Below are 19315 nucleotides of genomic sequence, written 5' to 3' on the forward strand. Positions count from 1 at the left end.
GAGGTTCCGGTGGAACCGCCGCTGTGAAGGGACCATGATCGTGCAACGTCGAGCTGTGACGGCCGTGTTGGCCGCTGCCTCGCTCCTGCTGGCGGCCGGCTGCTCCTCGGACGGCGGGTCGTCGCCGGGCGGGGGCGGGAGTACGACGGCGGGGGGAACGTCGTCCGCCGCGTCCCCCTCGGGGCCGGCGGCCGAGCGGACACCGCCCGCCAAGGGCACGGTCAAGGTGGTGCGCACGGTCGCCGAGGGCCTGAAGTCCCCGTGGGGCCTCGCTCCCCTGCCGGATGGCGGCCTGCTCGTCTCCTCCCGGGACGACGGGACGGTCGTCCGGGTCGACGAGAAGACGGGCAGGAAGACGGAGCTGGGCAGGGTCTCGGGGGTCTCCCCGGCCGGCGAGGGCGGCCTCCTGGGCATCACCCTCTCCCCCGACTACGCCTCGGACCACATGGTCTACGCCTATTTCACCTCGGCCTCGGACAATCGCATCGTCCGTATGCTCTACGACGAGCACAAGCCCGCCGGTGAACAGCTGGGCGCCCCCGACACGATCTTCAAGGGCATCCCCAAGGGCTACATCCACAACGGCGGCCGGATCGCCTTCGGCCCGGACGGCATGCTCTACGCGGGTACGGGTGAGAGCGGGCAGCGGGGCCTGGCCCAGGACAAGAAGTCGCTGGGCGGCAAGATCCTCCGGATGACCCCGGAGGGCGAACCGGCGCCGGGCAACCCCTTCCCCGGCTCGCCGGTGTACAGCTACGGGCACCGCAATGTGCAGGGTCTCGCCTGGGACGGCAAACAGCGCCTGTTCGCCTCGGAGTTCGGCCAGGACACCTGGGACGAGCTGAACGCGATCAAGCCCGGCGGCAACTACGGCTGGCCGGACGCCGAGGGCAGGTCGGACGACTCCCGGTTCCGCAACCCCATCGCCCAGTGGCACACCGACGACGCCTCCCCCAGCGGCATCGCCTACGTGGACGGCGTCATCTGGATGGCCGCCCTGAAGGGGCAGCGCCTGTGGCGCATCCCGCTGAACGGCACGAAGGCCTCGGCGGACCCGCAGGCCTTCCTCACCGGCGAGTACGGCCGCCTGCGCACGGTGGCGGCGGCGGACGGCGACAAGCTGTGGCTGGTCACGAGCAACACGGACGGCCGCGGCAAGCCCCGGAGCGGGGACGACCGGATCCTGGAGCTGGAGGTGAAGTAGGGGCGGCGCCGCTCACTCCCCGGCGGTGTCCTCCTCGGGTTGCCGCGGCGGCCGTACGACGACCTTTCCGGAGGCGAGGTCTATCGGCCCGCGTCCGGGATCGCCGTCGCCTACGTCCTCCCGGGTCAGCTCCAGCCGGTTCTGCTCGTCGTGGGTGTGTTTGCGGCCGGGCGTGAACAGTTCCTCGAAGGGGTTGAACACGCGCTGCCTCCCTGGGCCGACGTCCCGTACAGCGTAAGCCTCACCCCGCTGATCGGGAGGTGGGCGTTTCGGCCGGAAACAGCCCCTGCCGATGCGCCACCGCCGCCGCCTCCCCCCGTCCGGAGACGCCGAGCTTGCCCAGGATGTTCGACACGTGGACGCTTGCCGTCTTCGGGGAGATGAACAGTTCCTCGGCTATCTGACGGTTGGTGCGGCCGGCGGACACCAGGCGCAGGACGTCCCGCTCCCGGCTGGTGAGGCCGAGCGCCTCGGCGGGGTCGGCGGCGAGTTCCGGCCGCGGGGCACGGGCCGTGGTGAGGCGGGCGCGCTGGGCGAGCAGGGTGACGGCCTCGGCGAGCGGGCGGGCGCCCAGGTGCTCGGCGACGGCCCCGGCCAGGCGGAGGAGTTCCGTCGCACGATCGCGTTCCTCGTCGCCGGCCGCCTCTTCGAGCAGGGCCTGGGCGAGACGGCGGCGGACCCAGGCGAGGTCGTAGGGGCGCTCCAGGCGCTCGAAGTCGGTGACCACGTCCGACCACATCGCGGCGGTGTCGGTGCCCCGGGCGCGGTGCAGTTCGGCGCGGGTCCAGCGCTCGTACGCCTGCCAGATGAGCGCGCTGGTGGTGAGCTTGCGGACGGCTTCGGTGAGCCGGTCGAGGACCTCGGCGCGGCCCTCGGCCGCCGTGGGCAGGGCGTGGGCGTCGGCCTCGGCGGTGGCGGCGGCCAGCAGCAGGGGCCAGGCGTAGCGCTGGGTGCCGGGCGGGAAGCCTGCCTCCAGGGCGCGGTGCAGTTCGGCGCGGGCGTCGAGGAGGCGGCCTTCCCCGGCGGCGACGCCGATGGTGACGCGGGCCACGGGCAGCGACTGCTGGGGCATGGGGTCATGGGTGCCGAGGTGGGCGCAGGCGACGGACAGCTGGCGGCCGGCCTCGGCGATGTCGCCCCGGGCGAGGGCGAGATGGGCGAGGTGCAGGGCGCCGGAGCCTCGGGGCTTGGCGCTGGCCGTGGAGCCGAGGGCCCCCGTCGCGGCCTCGGCGGCCTCGTCCCACCGGCCCATCGCGTACAGCGAGTCGGCGAGGTTGCCCCAGATCCATGCCTCCGGATCCAGCAGCCCGAACCTGCGGGTGAAGGCCAGGCCTTCGCGCAGGAGCGCGGCGGATTCCCGGGAGCGGCCGACCGCCTCCAGTTCGGACGGCAGGTTCACATAGGCACGGCCCGCGACTTGCGCCACGCCTTCCTGGAGCGCGGCCTCCTTGACCCGGGTCATCTCCGCCAGTCCGGCCTCGACGTCACCCGCGTCGACCATGAGTCCGCCGAGGGTGAGGCGCGCGTTGAGCTCGATCTCGCGGGCGCCCACCATCCGGGCGTACTCCACGGCCCGTTCCGCCGCGGCGAAGGCCTCCGGGCCGGGTTCGTGGAGCATGGACCAGTTGGCGACGTTGGCCAGTACCTCGGCGTGCACCTCGGACGGCGGCAGGCCGCGCACCAGCTCCTGGGCGGTGCCGAGTTCCCGCCAGCCGTCGCCGCGGGCCAGGGCCTGGACCAGCCGGGAGCGCTGCACCCAGAACCAGGCGGCGCGCAGCGGGTCGCCCTCGTCCTCCAGCAGCCGCACCGCCCGTTTGGCGATCTTCATGGCGCGTTCCCGTTCCCCGCAGAAGCGGCCCGCGACGGCCGCCTCCGCCATGAGGTCGAGGTAGCGCAGGGGTGTGGTGGCGGGGTCGCAGCCGCAGGGAGGATAGACATCGGTGTAGTCGACGGGGCGCAGGGCGGCCCGTACGTCCTCGGGGGCGGTGTCCCACAGCTCCATCGCCCTCTCCAGCAGGCGCAGTTGCTCGCTGTAGGCGTGCCGGCGGCGGGCGACGACGGAGGCGTCCAGGACGGCGGGCAGGGCCTTGGCGGCGTCGTGGGCGTGGTACCAGTAGCTGGCCAGGCGCATCACGCGTGCGTCGGCGGGGACGAGCGCCGGGTCTGCTTCCAGGGCCTCGGCGTAGCGGCGGTTGAGGCGGGAGCGCTCGCCGGGCAGCAGGTCGTCGGCGACGGCCTCGCGGACCAGGGAGTGGCGGAAGCGGTAGCCGTCGCCGGCGGGTGTGGCGCTGAGGAGGTTGGCGTTCACGGCGGCGCGCAGCGCCTCGATGAGGTCGTCCTCGGGCAGCCGGGCGACGGCGTCGAGGAGCCGGTATTCGACGGTGGAGCCCCCTTCGGCGACGATCCGGGCGACCCGCTGGGCGGGATCGGGCAGTGCCTCGACGCGGACCAGGAGCAGATCGCGCAGGGTGTCGGTGAGGCCCGTGCAGCAGCCTTCGCTGGAGGCGACGGCGAGTTCCTCCACGAAGAAGGCGTTGCCGTCGGAGCGTTCGAAGATCTCGTCGACCTGGGCGGGGTCGGGTTGGGTGGCGAGGATGCCGGCGATCTGGCGGCCGACCTCTTCGCGGGTGAAGCGGGCGAGTTCGAGGCGGCGGACGGTGCGCAGCCGGTCGAGTTCGGCGAGCAGGGGGCGCAGCGGGTGGCGGCGGTGGATGTCGTCGGAGCGGTAGGTGGCGAGGACGACGAGCCGGCCGGTGCGCAGGGTGCGGAAGAGATAGGCGAGGAGGTGGCGGGTGGAGGCGTCGGCCCAGTGGAGGTCCTCGAGGGCGAGGACCACGGTGCGTTCGGCGGCGACGCGTTCGAGGAGGCGGGCGGTGAGTTCGAAGAGGCGGGCCATGCCCTGTTCGTCGTGCCGGCTGGAGGTGGCCTCGCCGAGTTCGGGCAGCAGCCGGGCGAGTTCCTCCTCCTGTCCGGCGGCCGCTGCGGCCAGTTCGCCGGGGAGGGCCTGGCGCAGGGTGCGCAGGGCGGTGGAGAAGGGGGCGAAGGGCAGCCCGTCGGCGCCGATCTCCACACAGCCGCCCAGCGCGACGACGGCGGCGTGGCGGCAGGCGCTGGTGGCGAACTCCTCGACCAGGCGTGTCTTGCCGACGCCCGCCTCGCCGCCGACCACCAACGCCTGCGGCTCCCCGGCGGCGGCACGGGCGAGCGCGTCGTTCAGGACGCCCAGTTCGTCGGTGCGGCCGACGAAGACGGGACTGACGGATCTGGTCTCCACGGGCCAGAGCATCGCATGCGGGCCGGATGGCGTGGCACGGGTTTTCCACAGCGCCGGCATATTCGTCGTACGACCGTACGGGAGGGGGCGGCCGACCCCCGTCCGGCCGCCCTCCTCCTCTCCCGCCCTCATGCGGCGCGGGCGAGCCGGTCCCGGCGTGGGCGGCGGGTATGGGCCTCGGTCTCGGCGGCGCGGCGGGCCGCCTCCTCGCGGCGGGCCTGGCGCCGGCCGCGAACGGCCTCGCGGACCAGGCGCTCGGCCTCGGCCCGGCGGAGCAGTTCGGCGGAACGGACATGGTGCAGTTCGAGCTCGAACATGGTTACTTCCCTGGTGAGAGGTGGTTTCCGGATCGGTTCCGGTGATGCCTCTACTTTCGTCTCCCAGGGGGGTGTGCCACATCGGGAAAGTGCCGCATCTTCGGCGGGCCGACGGGGCCGGGACACACGTAAGGGGCCTCAGGCCGTCCGTAAGGCGTTCACGGACGGCCTAAGGCCCCTACAGACTCCTAAGGTCTCTCGGGTCTGCGGTGGTTCAGCTCGTGGAGGGCAGGGCGAGCAGAGCGTCGGAGTACTTCAGGACGGCCAGGAGCAGGCCGATGACGCCGAGGGAGACGCCCGCCCAGGCGACCGACTTGATCCACGCGGCCTGCGGCTTCCCGGGGGCGCCGAAGGCGGGCCGGGCCAGCACCACGACGCCGGTGATCAGCGCGGCCAGGGCGAACAGGCCGCCCCAGAGCGCGGTGGTCTGCCAGGCGTCGCCGTAGACCTCCTTGACCTGCTTGGCGACGCTCGCTCCCGAGGAGGTCTGCAACTGGCCGACGAGGGTCTCCCGCGCGGCGGCCACGGTGCCGATCCAGCCGCCGGTGAGCGAGACCACGCCCAGGGCGGCGGAGACCACGGCACCGGCACCCTGTCCGACACCGGAGGGGCCCGCCTCCTCGGTCGCCTCGGCCGGCTCCTCGGCGTCCGTCTCCTCGTTCTCGGCCGTCACCTCGGCGGCGGCGCGCTCCTCGTTCCGCTCCTCATCGGTCTTGGTGACGTCTGCCGTCGCCTCGCCCTTCTTGGCCTCGGCGGCGGTCTCGGCTTCGTCCACTGTCTTCGTTCCCATGCCTCGCACCGTACGGACGCTGTCTGAGAGGTCTCTTAATGATCGTCGTTGTGGGCGGCACGCGCGCGTGCCGCACGCCACTCGGGGGCGAGCACCGACCAGATCTCGGTGCTGGTGCGCACGCCCCGGTAGAGATCGTTATCCCTGAGCACGCCCTCGCGGGTCATGCCCAGCCGCCGCGCCACGTTGATGCTGGGTTCGTTGGCCGACGACACATGCCACTCCACACGGTGCATGCCACGCTCGTCAAACGCCCACTCCAGCAGCACCCGCATACCGCGCGTGACCAGCCCGCGCCCGGCGGCGGAGGGCTCCACCCAGCAGCCGGCCTCGCAGACCCCGCCGGCCGTGTCCCAGACGCGGAACAGCAGCCCGCCGACGAGCGTGCCGTCCAGCCACACCCCGTGCAGGCTGCCGGCGTCGGCGGCGCGCTTGTCGGCGTAGACACGCAGCCAGGCACGGGCCGCCGCCAGGTCGGTCACCACGTCCGGCAGACCGACGTGGCGGCCGATGAACTCCCGCCCCCGGTCGATGTTGGCGATGAGCTCCCCGGCGTGCCAGGTCTCCAGGGGGCGAAGCTCGGCACCGTCGTCACCCAGCGGTATCGCGTACATCGCGCTGCTGCTCCCTCTGAAGCTCCACCACGGCCTCCGTGAGCCTCTCATGCGGGACCCGGCACTCGGGCGGCTCGATGCTGATGCGCGGGAGACGGGTCTCCAGCCAGTGCGGCAGCCACCAGTTGGCGCTGCCGAGGAGGTGCATCAGGGCGGGGACGAGGAGGGTGCGCAGCACGAAGGCGTCCAGGGCGACGGCGGAGGCCAGCGCGATGCCGAACATGGCGATCACACGGTCGCCGCTGAGCACGAAGGCGAGGAAGACCGAGATCATGATGACCGCGGCGGAGTTGATCACCCGGCTGGTCTCGGCGAGGCCGACGCGGACGGCCCGCCGGTTGTCACCGGTCTCGAGCCACTCCTCGTACATCCGGCTGACCAGGAAGACCTGGTAGTCCATGGAGAGACCGAAGAGCACCGACACCATGATCACGGGGAGGAAGGGCTCGATCGGGCCCGCCCTGCCGAGGCCCAGCGGCTCGCTGCCCCAGCCCCACTGGAAGACGGCGACGACGATGCCGAAGGCGGCGGCGACGGCGGCGATGTTCATCACGGCGGCCTTCAGCGGGACGCCGAGCGAGCGGAAGGCGACCAGGAGCAGCACGCAGCCGAGCCCGATGACGACTCCGACGAACAGGGGCAGCTTGCCGACGATCACGCCGGCGAAGTCGTCGTAGCTCGCGGTCACCCCGCCGACGCGCACATCGAGCGAGGTGCCGGTCTCCGCGCGCGGGAGGACCTCGGTGCGCAGCCGGTCGACGAGCTCGCTGGTCCGCTGCGACTGGGGCGCGGAGTCGGGGACGACGGTGAGGTAGGCGGTGTCGCCGCCGCTGTCGTACCGCACGGGTGTCACGGACGCGACGCCCTCGGTGGCGCGCAGGGTGGCGTCGAGGTTGTCGAGGGCGAGTCTGCCGGCGCCGTCGTCTACGCGCGTCACCAAGGTGAGCGGCCCGTTGACGCCGGGTCCGAGGCCCTCGGCGAGGAGGTCGTACGCCTGGCGCGTGGTGGACGACTTCGGGTCGTTGCCCTGGTCGGAGGTGCCGAGGCGGAGCGCGAGCGTGGGCAGTGCGAGCAGGGCGATGACGGCCACGGCGGCGGAGCCGAGCAGCTTGGGGTGGCGTTCGACGAAGGCGGACCAGCGGGCGGCGAGACCCGTGGGCAGCTCCGGCTGCGGCCCGTGCTCGGCCAGCCGGCGCCGCTCGCGCCGGCTCAGGGCGCGCGGGCCGATGAAGGACAGCAGCGCGGGCAGCAGGGTCACGGCCGCCGCGACGGTGAGCACCACGGTCAGCGAGGCGGCGACGGCGACGCCGTCGAGGAAGCCCAGCCGCAGCATGAACATCCCCAGCAGGGCGATGCACACCGTGGCGCCCGCGAAGACGACCGCACGTCCGGTGGTGGCGACGGCGTCCACCGCGGCCTCGGTGACCTCCAGGCCGCGCTTCAGTCCGCGCCGGTGCCGGGTCACGATGAACAGCGCGTAGTCGATGCCGACGCCGAGCCCGATCAGCATGCCGAGCATGGGGGCGAAGTCGGCGACGGTCATGGCGTGGCCGAGGAGCACGGTCGCGGCGTACGCGGTGCCGACGCTCACCAGGGCGGTGGCGATGGGCAGCAGCGAGGCGGCGAGCGAGCCGAAGGCGAGGAACAGCACGACCGCGGCCACGACCACGCCGGCCGCCTCGGCCAGGTGGCCGCCGGAGGACTTCGTCAGCGCGATGGCGCTGCCGCCCAGTTCGACCTGGAGCCCGTCGGCCTCGGCGGACTTGGCGGCGCGTACGACGGCCTGGGCCTCGGACCCGCTGACGTCCTCGGCCTGCCGGTCGAAGGTGACGGTGGCGTACGCGGTGTGTCCGTCACGGCTGATCCTGCCGGTGCCCTGTCCGTCGTAGGGACTCGTCACGGAGGCCACGCCCGGCAGGTCGGCGATCCTGTCGAGGGCGTGGGTCATGGTCTGCTCGACGTCGGCGGCGCGGACCGTGCCGGAGGTGGTGTGCCAGACGACGGTGTCGTCGTCGCCGGCCAGGCCCGGGAAGCCCTGCCGCAACAGCTGGGCGGCGTGGCCGGATTCGGTGCCGGGTACCTCGTAGTCGTTCGAGTAGGCCGAGCCGGTGACGGCCGCGGCCGCGGTCGCCCCGCCGAGGGCGAGGAGCCACAGCAGGACGGCTACCAGGCGGTGCCGGACACACCAACGGGCAAGGAATGCCACGGACGTGCTCCCAGGGGCAGAATGTGGGTCTTTGGCCGGGAACGATCGTCCAGAAACGGAACAGCCCGCAAAGAACGTGTGAGCAAGGGGAGTGCAACTCTTGCAGGAGAAAGTGACCGATCGCCGCGTTCACGGGCTTGTTCACACGACTGGGAGGCACATCACAGGACAGTCACGCGAACTCTGTCACCCCTCGGCGCAGTTCAGTCGAACTGGTCTCCGAGCGCCATGATCATCGTGCCCACGATCAGCAGCCACAGCGCTCGCCGGGTACGGCCCTTGGCGCCCAGCACACCGGCGAGCGCGCACACACCGGCCCCGACGGCGTACGCGGCCGGCACGAGGGCCGGTACACCGCTCAGGCGCATCAGCGACGCGGTGACACCGGCCAGCGTCAGCACGGCTCCGGTGCCGCCGGCCGTCCAGCGAGCCCGGCGCGCGTCCTCGGCGGGGTCCTCCGCGAGGTCCTCGGCCTGGTCCTCCGCGAGGTCCTCGGCCTGGTCCTCCGCGGAGCCCTCGGCAGGGTCTCCCGCGGGTTCCTCGGCAGGGCCCGCTACGTCGTTCACCTCGGCTATCTCGGTTCGTGTGCCGGAATCAGTACGTCCACTCATGGCGGGCGAGCGTAGTACCTGTCGCTGAGTGGTCCAGGTACGGGGAGCGGCTTCGACTGCCATCGAACTCTTGCGCATACCCTTTCCCTACGCAGCACGCGAGGAGCCCGTTCAACGCCGTAGGCAGGCGAACGGCCCCGGAGGTCCTGCCTCCGGGGCCGTACACCATGGGGACTCAGCCCTCGCTGACGCCCAGCTTCTCCAGGATGAGCTCCTTGACGCGGGCCGCGTCGGCCTGGCCCCGGGTGGCCTTCATGACCGCGCCGACCAGGGCGCCGGCCGCGGCCACCTTGCCGCCGCGGATCTTGTCCGCGATGGCCGGGTTGCCGGCGATGGCCTCGTCGACGGCGGCGGTGAGCGCGCCCTCGTCGGAGACGACCTTCAGGCCGCGCTTGTCGACGACCTCGTCCGGGGTGCCCTCGCCCGCGAGGACGCCCTCGATGACCTGGCGGGCCAGCTTGTCGTTCAGATCACCCTTCGAGACCAGCTCGGTGACCCGGGCGACCTGCTCCGGCGTGATCGCCAGCTCGTCCAGGGACGTGCCGGACTCGTTGGCGCTGCGCGCCAGTTCGCCCATCCACCACTTGCGGGCGGAGGCCGCGTCGGCGCCGGCGTCGATCGTGGCGACGATCGGGTCCAGCGCACCGGCGTTGATGATCGCCTGCATGTCGGTGGCGGAGATGCCCCACTCGGCGAGCAGCCGGGTACGGCGGGCCAGCGGCAGTTCGGGCAGCGCGGCCCGGATCTCCTCGACCCATGCGCGGGACGGGGCCACCGGGACGAGGTCCGGCTCCGGGAAGTACCGGTAGTCCTCGGCCTCTTCCTTCACGCGGCCCGAGGTCGTCGACCCCGTGTCCTCGTGGAAGTGCCGGGTCTCCTGGATGATCGTGCCGCCGGAGGACAGGACGGCCGCGTGCCGCTGGATCTCGAAGCGGGCCGCGCGCTCCACGGACCGCAGGGAGTTGACGTTCTTCGTCTCGGAACGGGTGCCGAACTTCTCGGTGCCGTTCGGGCGCAGCGACAGGTTCACGTCGCAGCGCATCTGGCCCATCTCCATGCGGGCTTCCGAAACGCCGAGCGCCCTGATGAGCTCGCGCAGCTCACGCACGTACGCGCGGGCGACCTCGGGAGCACGCTCGCCGGCACCCTCGATCGGCTTGGTGACGATCTCGATGAGCGGGATGCCGGCGCGGTTGTAGTCCAGCAGCGAGTGCGAGGCGCCGTGGATACGGCCCGTCGCGCCGCCGACGTGCGTCGACTTGCCGGTGTCCTCCTCCATGTGGGCGCGCTCGATCTCCACGCGGAAGGTCTCGCCGTCCTCCAACTGCACGTCGAGGTAGCCGTTGAAGGCGATCGGCTCGTCGTACTGGGAGGTCTGGAAGTTCTTCGGCATGTCCGGATAGAAGTAGTTCTTCCGGGCGAAGCGGCACCACTCGGCGATCTCGCAGTTCAGCGCGAGGCCGATCTTGATCGCGGACTCGACGCCGGTCGCGTTGACGACCGGGAGCGCGCCGGGCAGGCCGAGGCAGACCGGGCAGGTCTGCGAGTTGGGCTCGGCGCCCAGCTCGGTCGAACACCCGCAGAACATCTTGGTCTTGGTGCCGAGTTCGACATGGACCTCGAGGCCCATGACGGGGTCGTAGGACGCCAGCGCGTCCTCGTACGACACCAGGTCGATCGTGGTGGTCACGGTGAAACTTCCCTCTCAGCCCAGCAGGACGTCGTCGTCGCCCAACCGCTTCAGCTCGCGGTAGAGGATGGCGAGGCCGGTGACGATGGCGGCGGCGGACACGGCGGCGTCGACCAGGCGGAGCGTGTCGCTCTCGGCGCGGGCCAGCTTGGCCTGCTTGGCGACGCCGAACGCGCCGAACGCGGTGGTGGCCATGGACAGGTACAGGCCGGACTTGGACTTCTTGAAGCCCTTGGCCTTCGACATTGCCTTGCTCACAGCGACGGAGCCTCCTCCAGGAGCGGGTGCCCCCACTTTTCCACGAAGGCGGCTTCCACAGCGGCACCGACCTTGTAGAGCCGGTCGTCCTTCAGCGCCGGAGCGATGATCTGGAGGCCGACCGGGAGGTTGTCCTCCGGGGCGAGACCGCAGGGCAGCGACATCGCCGCGTTGCCCGCCAGGTTGGTCGGGATGGTGCACAGGTCGGCCAGGTACATCGCCATCGGGTCGTCGGCGCGCTCGCCGATCGCGAAGGCGGTGGTCGGGGTCGTCGGGGAGACGATCACGTCGACCTGCTCGAAGGCCTTCTCGAAGTCGCGCGTGATGAGCGTGCGGACCTTCTGCGCGCTGCCGTAGTAGGCGTCGTAGTAGCCGCTCGACAGGGCGTACGTGCCGAGCATGACGCGGCGCTTGACCTCGGGGCCGAAGCCCGCCTCACGGGTGAGGGAGGTGACCTCCTCGGCCGAGTGGCCGCCGTCGTCGCCGGTACGCAGGCCGTAGCGCAGGCCGTCGAAGCGGGCGAGGTTGGAGGAGCACTCGGACGGCGCGATGAGGTAGTACGCCGACAGGGCGAGGTCGAAGGACGGGCAGTCCAGCTCGACGATCTCGGCGCCGAGCTCCTTCAGCAGCTCCACGGACTCGTCGAAGCGCTGGATGACGCCGGCCTGGTAGCCCTCGCCGCGGAACTGCTTGACCACGCCGACGCGCATGCCCGCCACGCTGCCGTTGCGGGCGGCCTCGACGACCGGCGGGACCGGGGCGTCGATGGAGGTGGAGTCGAGCGGGTCGTGGCCGGCGATCACCTCGTGCAGGAGGGCCGCGTCCAGGACCGTACGGGCGCAGGGGCCGCCCTGGTCGAGGGAGGACGAGAACGCCACCATGCCGAAGCGGGAGACCGCGCCGTACGTCGGCTTCACGCCGACCGTGCCGGTGACGGCGGCCGGCTGGCGGATGGAGCCGCCGGTGTCGGTGCCGATGGCGAGCGGCGCCTGGAAGGAGGCGAGGGCGGCGGAGGAGCCGCCGCCGGAGCCGCCGGGGATCCTGGTGAGGTCCCAGGGGTTGCCGGTCGGCCCGTAGGCGCTGTTCTCGGTGGAGGACCCCATGGCGAACTCGTCCATGTTGGTCTTGCCGAGGATGACGACGTCGGCGGCCTTCAGCCGCTTGGTGAGCGTCGCGTCGTACGGCGGGATCCAGCCTTCGAGGATCTTCGAACCGACGGTCGTGGGCACGCCCTCGGTGGTGAAGATGTCCTTGAGCGCGAGCGGGACGCCGGCCAGCGGGCCGAGCTTCTCGCCGCGCGCCCGCTTCTCGTCCACGGCGCGGGCCTGGGCGAGGGCGCCCTCGCGGTCCACGTGCAGGAAGGCGTGCACCTTCTCGTCGACGGCCTCGATGCGCGCGAGGTGGGCCTCGGTGACCTGGACGGCCGTGAGCTCGCCGGAAGCGATCTTCTCGGCGGTCCGGGCCGCGGTGAGCTTGATGATGTCCGTCATGACTTCTTAGTCCTCCCCCAGGATCTGCGGCACCTTGAAACGCTGCTGCTCCTGGGCCGGGGCGCCGGAGAGCGCCTGCTCGGGGGTGAGCGAGGGACGGACCTCGTCCGGGCGCATGACGTTCGTCAGCGGGAGCGGGTGCGAGGTCGGCGGTACGTCTTGGTCGGCGACCTCGCTGACGCGGGCGACCGCGCCGATGATGTCGTCCAGCTGTCCCGCGAAGTGGTCGAGCTCTTCGGGCTTCAGCTCCAGACGCGCCAGCCGGGCGAGGTGGGCGACCTCCTCGCGCGTGATGCCAGGCATGCAGCGTTCCTCTGGGGTGAGTGTGTGTGGTTTGGGGCCGGGGCCGGCGTTGCATTCCCGCCGTCCGCCCGAAGGGCGGGCCGCGCGGCATCTGGCGCGTACGATCGCAAGGCGCCGGAGCGCCCTCGTGGCGGAGCCACGTGGGCGATTCGGCAACGCGGCGAGCGTGCGTGCCAGGCGTCGCGCGGCAGGCGGGAATGTGACGCCAGCCCCTCAATCCTATGGGGCGGGGGCGTGTGCCCGTGAAACGGTTTGCCCTGTCACCGGCGGGAGTCCCAGGCGGGGCTGCGCAGGAAGTGGTTGTCGTACAGGTCCTGCACCTCGAGAAGGCTCTCCGGGGTGGCCTCGCCGAGGGCTATGCGCTGGAGGTGGCGGAAGTACTCGAAGCGCTCGACGCCCGGGGTGAGGACGATCAGCAGATCGGCGTCGGCTCCCGGTACGGCGGCGAAGGCGTGCGGCCTGCCGGGCGGGACGATGACGAGGTCACCGGGACCGGCGGTGACGACGTCCTCGCCGGAGAGGATCTCGGCGGCGCCGTCGAGCAGGAAGAACATCTCGGCGGAGTTGTCGTGCCAGTGCGGCTTGGCGCCGTCGGCGCCGCCCGTGAGGGTGACGCGCTGGGTGGACAGGGCGCCGCCGGTCGCGCTGCTGTCGGCCAGCAGGCGGACGGTGGTGGGCGCGCGGCCGACGACTTCGGCCTCGGCCTCGCGGACGATCACGGACTCGTCGAACTTCGGAACGAACAGCGACATGTCCAAGCCCCCGGTCGATGCGGTTGACGTGCTCGGAAGAGTGCTGTGGTCAGACGAGGAAGAGCAGGGCGGCGCTGATCAGTACAACGACGGCGGTGGCGAAGTGGATCCCGAAGGCGACGGCTTTCGTACCACCGTGCCGCAGGACTATCAGCGTGTCGCCGAGCGGCACGAGTGCCACGCAGAGCATGAACCAGGCCTCGGGACGCGCCCCGGCGAAGGCCAGCAGCGCCAGGCCCACCACGCCGAACGTGCCGTCTCTGAGGCCTTTGACGGCCAGGTAGGCGCCGGCGTCGCCGGCGGGGTCCGCCGCGACTCCGTAACCGGCGGCGGCGGAGGCGGGCTGGAACAGGAACCGGTAGCCGAGGAACAGGCAGAACAGGTTGAGCACGACGGCCAGGGTGTACGCGGTGACGGTCACGTCTCTTCTCCTTACTAGCAACGCTAGGGACAAGAGCAACGCTAACAGAGCGTCGACAGATTGGCTAGCGACGCTAGAATCCAGAGCATGTCCATCCAGGCGCGCCGAGAGCGCGAGCGAGCGGAGCGCGAGCGGTTGATCGTCACGGCCGCGCGGGAACTGGCCGAGGCCGAGGGCTGGGACGCGGTGACGACACGGCGGCTGGCCGCCGAGATCGAGTACAGCCAGCCCGTCCTCTACAGCCACTTCGAGGGCAAGGACGCGATCATGGCCGCGGTCGCGGTGCAGGGCTGCGCGGAGCTGGCCACCGAGCTACGGGCGGCGCGTACGGCGGCCGAGGGTGCCCCGGCCGCACTGGCGGCGGTGGGCGAGGCGTACACCGCGTTCGCCCGGCGCCGGCCGGCCCTCTACGACGCCGTCTTCACGCTCGCCGTGGACCTGCCGTTCGCGACACCCGAGGCCCCGGCCGCGCTGTGGGAGGCGTTCCGTGAACTGGTGCGGGCGACGCAGCCGATCGCGGCGGACGGCGACGACCCCGCCCTGCTCGCTGAGACGTACTGGGCCTGCCTGCACGGGCTGGTGACGCTGATGCGCGGCGGCCGTCTGCCCGAGCAGACCCACGAGACGCGACTGGCGCTGCTGATCGGTCACTTCACGGCGCGGGCGGACTGACCGGACTCCGCGGGAAAATCACTCCGCGGCCGGCAGAGCCGCCCGTGGCCGCTGCCATCCCCGCGATCCGCGGGCCAGCAGCCAGGCGGTCGTCTCCTCGGGTGGCATCGCCGCGGCCACCAGCCACCCCTGGACGGCGTCGCAGCCGAGGTCCCGCAGGCGTTCCCAGGTCTCGTCGTCCTCGACGCCCTCGGCGACGACGAGCAGGCCGAGCGAGTGGGCGAGGTCGACCGTGCAACGGACGATCTCCGCGTCCTCCGTGTCGACGGCCAGCCGCGCCACGAACGAGCGGTCGATCTTCAGCTCGCTGACCGGCAGCCGGCGCAGATGGACCAGCGAGGAGTACCCGGTGCCGAAATCGTCCAGGGACATCTTCACGCCGTGCCCGGTCAGCCCGGCGAGGGTGTCGGCGGCCCGCTGCGGGTCCTCCAGCAGCACGTGCTCCGTTATCTCCAGTTGGAGCGCTCCCGCGGGCACTCCGTGCCGGGCCAGCCGCGCGGCCACCGAGCCCGCGAAACCGGGGGTGTGCACATCGCGCGGGGAGACGTTGACGGCCACCGGCACGAACAGGCCCTGCGCGCGCCACACGGCGACCTGCGCGAGGGCGGTCTCCAGCACGTACTCCGTCAGATGGGGCATCAGCCCCGAGGACTCGGCGATCGCTATGAACTCGTCCGGCGGCACCTTCCCGCGCTCCGGGTGCACCCAGCGGACGAGCGCCTCCAGGCCGGCCACCTGGCCGTCGAAGCGGACCTTAGGCTGGTAGTGCAGCTGGACCTCGTGCGCGTCCAGCGCCCGGCGCAGATCGCCCAGCAGGCCCAGCCGGTCGGGCGTGTTGGAGTCCCGCTTGGACTCGTAGACCTCCACGCCCGTGCGGTCCCGCTTCGCCTGGTACATCGCCACGTCCGCGCGGCGCAGCAGCCCTTCGGCGTCCAGGGCGTGGTCGGGGAAGACGGCGACGCCCGCACTGGCCTCCAGGACGAGGGTGAGCCCGTCGAGGTCGAGCGGGGAGCTGAGGGCGGTGACGAGGCCGCGGGCGACCCGGGTCGCCGACGTGGTGGAGTCGGCGACGGGCAGTAACACGGCGAACTCGTCGCCGCCGAGCCGGGCGGCCTCCGCGCCGCGCGGCAGCGCCAGGCGCAGCCGGTCCGCTATCTGCAACAGCAGCCGGTCACCTGCGAGATGACCGAGGGTGTCGTTCACCGACCGGAAGCGGTCCAGGTCGATGAGCATGAGGGCGGCGCGGGCGCCGATGCGCTCGGCGTCGTCCAGGGCCGTCCAGATCCGCTCCAGGAGCCACTGCCGGTTGGGCAGCCCGGTCAGCGGATCGCGCAGCTGCTCCTCCGCCCGGGCCCGGGCTATCCACAGGGTGGAGTCGAGAGCTATGAGCGGGATGGCGAACAGCGGGAGCAGCAGCGGCTGGGCGACGGCGACCACGCAGACCAGCGGGGCGATACCGAGCAGCGCCACGGCGACCAGGCCGTGCCGGACCAGGGCGGTGCGGGCGACGGTGGGCAGACCGCCGCGCGGGGCGTGCAGGTACCACAGCAGGATGCGGGTGACGCCGAGATAGGCGGCCGCGACGAGGACGACCTCGGGGGCGGTGGTGACGGTCCAGGTCTCGGGATTCCAGGGCCGTTCGACGGTGGGCACGCGGCCGAAGGCACCCAGCACCAGGGCGCCCGCGCCGATCCCGAGGATGTCCACCGCGCCTTGCAGCACCCCCTGGCGCCAGCGGTGGCGGCGGGCTATGCCGACCAGGACGACGACGGTGAGGCTGACCATGCCGGCGGGCACCCAGCCGTACAGCAGCAGGACGGCGATGGTGAGGGCGGCGCCGGAACCGGTGCCGCCCCACCAGCGGGAGCGGCCGAGCATGACCAGATGGCCGACGATGACTCCGGTCAGCACGGCCAGGGACCAGCCGACCGTGCCGGACGGGAAGAGCGCGGTGTGGTCGGTGAACGCGCGGAGGAAACCGGCGCCCAGCGCGAAGGCCGCGGCCGCCACGACGGCCGCGTGCAGCGCGGGCCAGGACAGGTGCCGTTCGGGTTCGGCGCCCGACAGCGCGGCGGGCTCGACGGCCAGTGGTACGGGGGTGGTGCGCGCGTCCGTCGCGGTGGGCGGCCCGGCGGCGCGTCCCCGCGCACCCGGGCGCTCCGCGGTCCGCCCCGGCCACCGGCTCGCCCGCCATGCGTCCGCCATGCGGCGCAGGCGCAGCCGGGAGTCCGGAGCGGCGCTCTCGGTCGGTTCCATTCCCGTCCCTCTCACAACCGGCGGTGCCCACGCCACGCGGCCCGACGCCCGACAACCATCAGCGGCTCCGCGTTTGGAAAGCCCTTCCCCTTGCTCCGCACGGGCAGGGGGATGCCCCGACCGCAGCTGGGCACGGCAGGTGCACACCTCAACAGTAGGCCGCGGAACGCTTCCACGGGCAGCGGTCGTCGACGGTTGCCCGAATGCACCCCGGCCACCCGTATGCATCTGATATGCACCGTTCGGGGGGCCTTCAACCGCTACTCTCCGGTCGGAAGCGCGACTTCGGCCGCCGCATCGGGGCCCTGTTCCAAAAGGACGCCGAAACCGTCCTCGTTCAGAACCGGCACTTTGAGCTGCATCGCCTTGTCGTACTTCGATCCCGGGTTGTCACCCACGACAACGAATGACGTCTTCTTCGATACGGAACCGGTCACCTTCGCACCTCGGCTCTGTAGCGCCTCCTTGGCGCCGTCGCGGGTGAAGTTCTCCAGCGTGCCGGTGACGACCACCGTGAGCCCTTCCAGCGGACGCGGCCCCTCGTCCTCGCCGGAGCCCGCCTCCTCCAGCGGGACTCCAGCCGCCTTCCACTTCCGGACGATCTCGCGGTGCCAGTCCTCGGCGAACCACTCCTTCAGGGCCGTGGCGATGATGGGGCCGACGCCGTCGGTGGTCGCCAACTCCTCCTCGGTGGCCTGTTCGATGCGGTCGACGGAGCGGAACTCGCGCGCGAGGGCCTGCGCCGCCACGGGACCCACATGGCGGATGGAAAGCCCGTTCAGGAAGCGGGCCAGCGGACGGGTCTTGGCCTCCTCGATCTTCTGGAGCAGCGCGAGGGTGTTCTTCTTGGGCTCGCCCTTCTGGTTGGCGAAGACCGTGACGACCTTCTCCTCACCCGTCTTCGGGTCCCGCTTGGGCAGACCGCTGTCCGGGTCGAGCACGTACGCCTTGATGGGGAGCAGCTTCTCCACCGTCAGGTCGAACAGGTCGCCCTCGTCCACCAGCGGCGGGTCGGCCGGCTCCAGCGGACGGGTCAGCGCCGCCGCGGCCACCCCGCCGAAGTGCTCGATGTCCAGGCACTCGCGGCCCGCGAGATAGGAGACGCGCTCCCTCAACTGCGCCGGGCAGGTACGGGCGTTGGGGCAGCGGAGGTCGATGTCGCCCTCCTTCATGGCCCGCAGCGGCGTACCGCACTCGGGGCACTCGCCCGGCATCACGAACTCGCGCTCACCGCCGTCCCGCAGGTCGACGACCGGGCCGAGGATCTCCGGGATGACGTCACCGGCCTTGCGGATCACCACGGTGTCACCGATGAGGACGCCCTTGGCCTTGACGACGTCCTGGTTGTGCAGGGTGGCGAACTCGACCTCGCTGCCCGCGACCGTGACCGGCTCGACCTGGGCGTACGGCGTGACCCGCCCGGTGCGGCCGACGCCCACCTTGATGTCGATCAGCTTGGTGTTGACCTCCTCCGGCGCGTACTTGTACGCGATCGCCCAGCGAGGGGCGCGGGCCGTGGAACCGAGCCGGCCCTGGAGGCGGATCTCGTCGAGCTTGACCACCACACCGTCGATCTCGTGTTCCACGGAGTGGCGGTTCTCGCCGTAGTACGCGATGAACTCCCGTACGCCGTCGAGGTCGTCGACCACCCGGTTGTGCCGGGAGGTGGGCAGGCCCCAGGTCCCCAGCAGGTCGTAGGCCTGGGAGAGACGGGTGAGGCCCTCGTAGCCCTCCAGGGCGCCGATGCCGTGGACCACCATGTGCAGGGGGCGGGTGGCGGTGACGCGCGGGTCCTTCTGGCGCAGCGAACCGGCCGCCGCGTTGCGGGGGTTGGCGAAGGGCTTGTCACCGGCCTCGACCAGACGGCGGTTGAGCTCCTCGAACCGCTCCATCGGGAAGTAGACCTCCCCGCGGATCTCCACCAGGTCGGGGACGCGGTCGCCCTTCAGACGGTCCGGGATCTCCGCGATCGTGCGGACGTTGGGGGTGATGTCCTCGCCGGTGCGGCCGTCCCCCCGGGTGGCGGCGCGGGTGAGGCGCCCGCGCTCGTAGGTGAGGTTGACGGCGAGGCCGTCGACCTTCAGCTCGCACAGGAAGTGGTAGTCCTGGTCGCCGAGTTCGCGGGCGATGCGGTCGGCCCAGGTGGCGAGGTCGTCGTCGTTGAAGGTGTTGTCGAGGGAGAGCATCCGCTGGCGGTGCTCGACCGACGTGAACTCCGTCTGGTACGACCCGGCGACCTTCTGGGTCGGCGAGTCCGGCGTGCGCAGTTCCGGGTACTCCTCCTCCAGCGCCTCCAGAGTCTTCAGGAGTCCGTCGAACTCGGCGTCACTGATGACGGGAGCGTCCTTCACGTAGTACCGGAAGCGGTGCTCCTCGATCTGCTCAGCGAGTCGCGCGTGCTTCTCCCGAGCCTCGGCGGGCACTGCCGTCTCCGCCTGCTGCTTGTCGCCGGCCACC

The 19315-nt window shown here is 71.8% G+C and carries 17 protein-coding genes; 2 read left to right on the forward strand and 15 right to left on the reverse strand.

All coding sequences use genetic code 11. The annotated features are described in order from the left end of the window. Positions 1–34 precede the first annotated feature (34 nt). A complete protein-coding gene (locus ABZ915_RS37025; RefSeq protein ID WP_361812593.1) occupies positions 35–1204 on the forward strand; it encodes a PQQ-dependent sugar dehydrogenase in 1170 nt (389 codons plus the stop codon). A 12-nt stretch (positions 1205–1216) separates the two neighbouring features. On the opposite strand, the gene ABZ915_RS37030 is transcribed toward ABZ915_RS37025, so the two are convergent. From ABZ915_RS37030 to ABZ915_RS37090, 13 genes are all read right to left on the reverse strand, one after another. Continuing rightward, the gene (locus ABZ915_RS37030; RefSeq protein WP_361812595.1) at positions 1217–1405 is read right to left on the reverse strand and encodes a DUF6191 domain-containing protein; all 189 of its coding nucleotides are present in this window, start codon (positions 1403–1405) and stop codon (positions 1217–1219) included. 40 nt (positions 1406–1445) lie between these two features. Next, a complete protein-coding gene (locus tag ABZ915_RS37035; protein WP_361812597.1) occupies positions 1446–4490 on the reverse strand; it encodes an AAA family ATPase in 3045 nt (1014 codons plus the stop codon). A 116-nt stretch (positions 4491–4606) separates the two neighbouring features. Beyond that, positions 4607–4795, reverse strand: coding sequence for a hypothetical protein (locus ABZ915_RS37040; protein ID WP_361812599.1), 189 nt, complete (start codon positions 4793–4795; stop codon positions 4607–4609). Positions 4796–5009: 214 nt separating this feature from the next. After that, complete coding sequence (locus ABZ915_RS37045; RefSeq protein ID WP_361812601.1) at positions 5010–5585, reverse strand: hypothetical protein; 576 nt, start codon at positions 5583–5585, stop codon at positions 5010–5012. Positions 5586–5620: 35 nt separating this feature from the next. Further along, positions 5621–6199 carry a GNAT family protein gene (locus tag ABZ915_RS37050; protein WP_361812603.1) on the reverse strand — a complete coding sequence of 193 codons (579 nt, stop codon included), beginning with the start codon at positions 6197–6199 and terminating at the stop codon, positions 5621–5623. Further along, positions 6177–8405, reverse strand: coding sequence for an MMPL family transporter (locus tag ABZ915_RS37055; protein WP_361812605.1), 2229 nt, complete (start codon positions 8403–8405; stop codon positions 6177–6179). Before ABZ915_RS37055 ends, ABZ915_RS37050 begins: the two co-directional genes overlap by 23 nt. A gap of 203 nt (positions 8406–8608) precedes the next feature. Continuing rightward, the gene (locus ABZ915_RS37060) at positions 8609–9016 is read right to left on the reverse strand and encodes a hypothetical protein (protein WP_361812607.1); all 408 of its coding nucleotides are present in this window, start codon (positions 9014–9016) and stop codon (positions 8609–8611) included. A 175-nt stretch (positions 9017–9191) separates the two neighbouring features. After that, positions 9192–10706 carry an Asp-tRNA(Asn)/Glu-tRNA(Gln) amidotransferase subunit GatB gene (gatB, locus tag ABZ915_RS37065; RefSeq protein WP_361812609.1) on the reverse strand — a complete coding sequence of 505 codons (1515 nt, stop codon included), beginning with the start codon at positions 10704–10706 and terminating at the stop codon, positions 9192–9194. A gap of 15 nt (positions 10707–10721) precedes the next feature. Further along, entirely contained in the window at positions 10722–10964 is a 243-nt protein-coding gene (locus tag ABZ915_RS37070; protein WP_361812611.1) for a hypothetical protein, read from the reverse strand. Continuing rightward, a complete protein-coding gene (gatA, locus tag ABZ915_RS37075; protein ID WP_361812613.1) occupies positions 10961–12454 on the reverse strand; it encodes an Asp-tRNA(Asn)/Glu-tRNA(Gln) amidotransferase subunit GatA in 1494 nt (497 codons plus the stop codon). Before gatA ends, ABZ915_RS37070 begins: the two co-directional genes overlap by 4 nt. A gap of 6 nt (positions 12455–12460) precedes the next feature. After that, entirely contained in the window at positions 12461–12757 is a 297-nt protein-coding gene (gatC, locus tag ABZ915_RS37080) for an Asp-tRNA(Asn)/Glu-tRNA(Gln) amidotransferase subunit GatC (protein ID WP_031117542.1), read from the reverse strand. A 260-nt stretch (positions 12758–13017) separates the two neighbouring features. Beyond that, positions 13018–13509, reverse strand: a complete 492-nt coding sequence (locus ABZ915_RS37085; protein WP_361812615.1) for a cupin domain-containing protein — start codon at positions 13507–13509, stop codon at positions 13018–13020. Between the two features lie 49 nt (positions 13510–13558). Beyond that, complete coding sequence (locus ABZ915_RS37090; RefSeq protein ID WP_361812617.1) at positions 13559–13930, reverse strand: DUF4267 domain-containing protein; 372 nt, start codon at positions 13928–13930, stop codon at positions 13559–13561. Between the two features lie 87 nt (positions 13931–14017). Here ABZ915_RS37090 and ABZ915_RS37095 point away from each other — a divergent pair, with 87 nt between their 5' ends. Beyond that, on the forward strand, positions 14018–14602 hold the full coding sequence (locus ABZ915_RS37095; RefSeq protein WP_361812619.1) for a TetR/AcrR family transcriptional regulator: 585 nt from the start codon (positions 14018–14020) through the stop codon (positions 14600–14602). Between the two features lie 18 nt (positions 14603–14620). Here ABZ915_RS37095 and ABZ915_RS37100 read toward each other — a convergent pair whose 3' ends face one another. After that, a complete protein-coding gene (locus ABZ915_RS37100) occupies positions 14621–16858 on the reverse strand; it encodes a bifunctional diguanylate cyclase/phosphodiesterase (protein WP_361812621.1) in 2238 nt (745 codons plus the stop codon). Positions 16859–17118: 260 nt separating this feature from the next. Beyond that, positions 17119–19314 carry an NAD-dependent DNA ligase LigA gene (ligA, locus tag ABZ915_RS37105; RefSeq protein WP_361812623.1) on the reverse strand — a complete coding sequence of 732 codons (2196 nt, stop codon included), beginning with the start codon at positions 19312–19314 and terminating at the stop codon, positions 17119–17121. Position 19315 lies beyond the last annotated feature (1 nt).

Origin of the sequence: Streptomyces sp. NPDC046915 (assembly GCF_040644935.1) — a bacterium.
Lineage (GTDB): Bacteria > Actinomycetota > Actinomycetes > Streptomycetales > Streptomycetaceae > Streptomyces.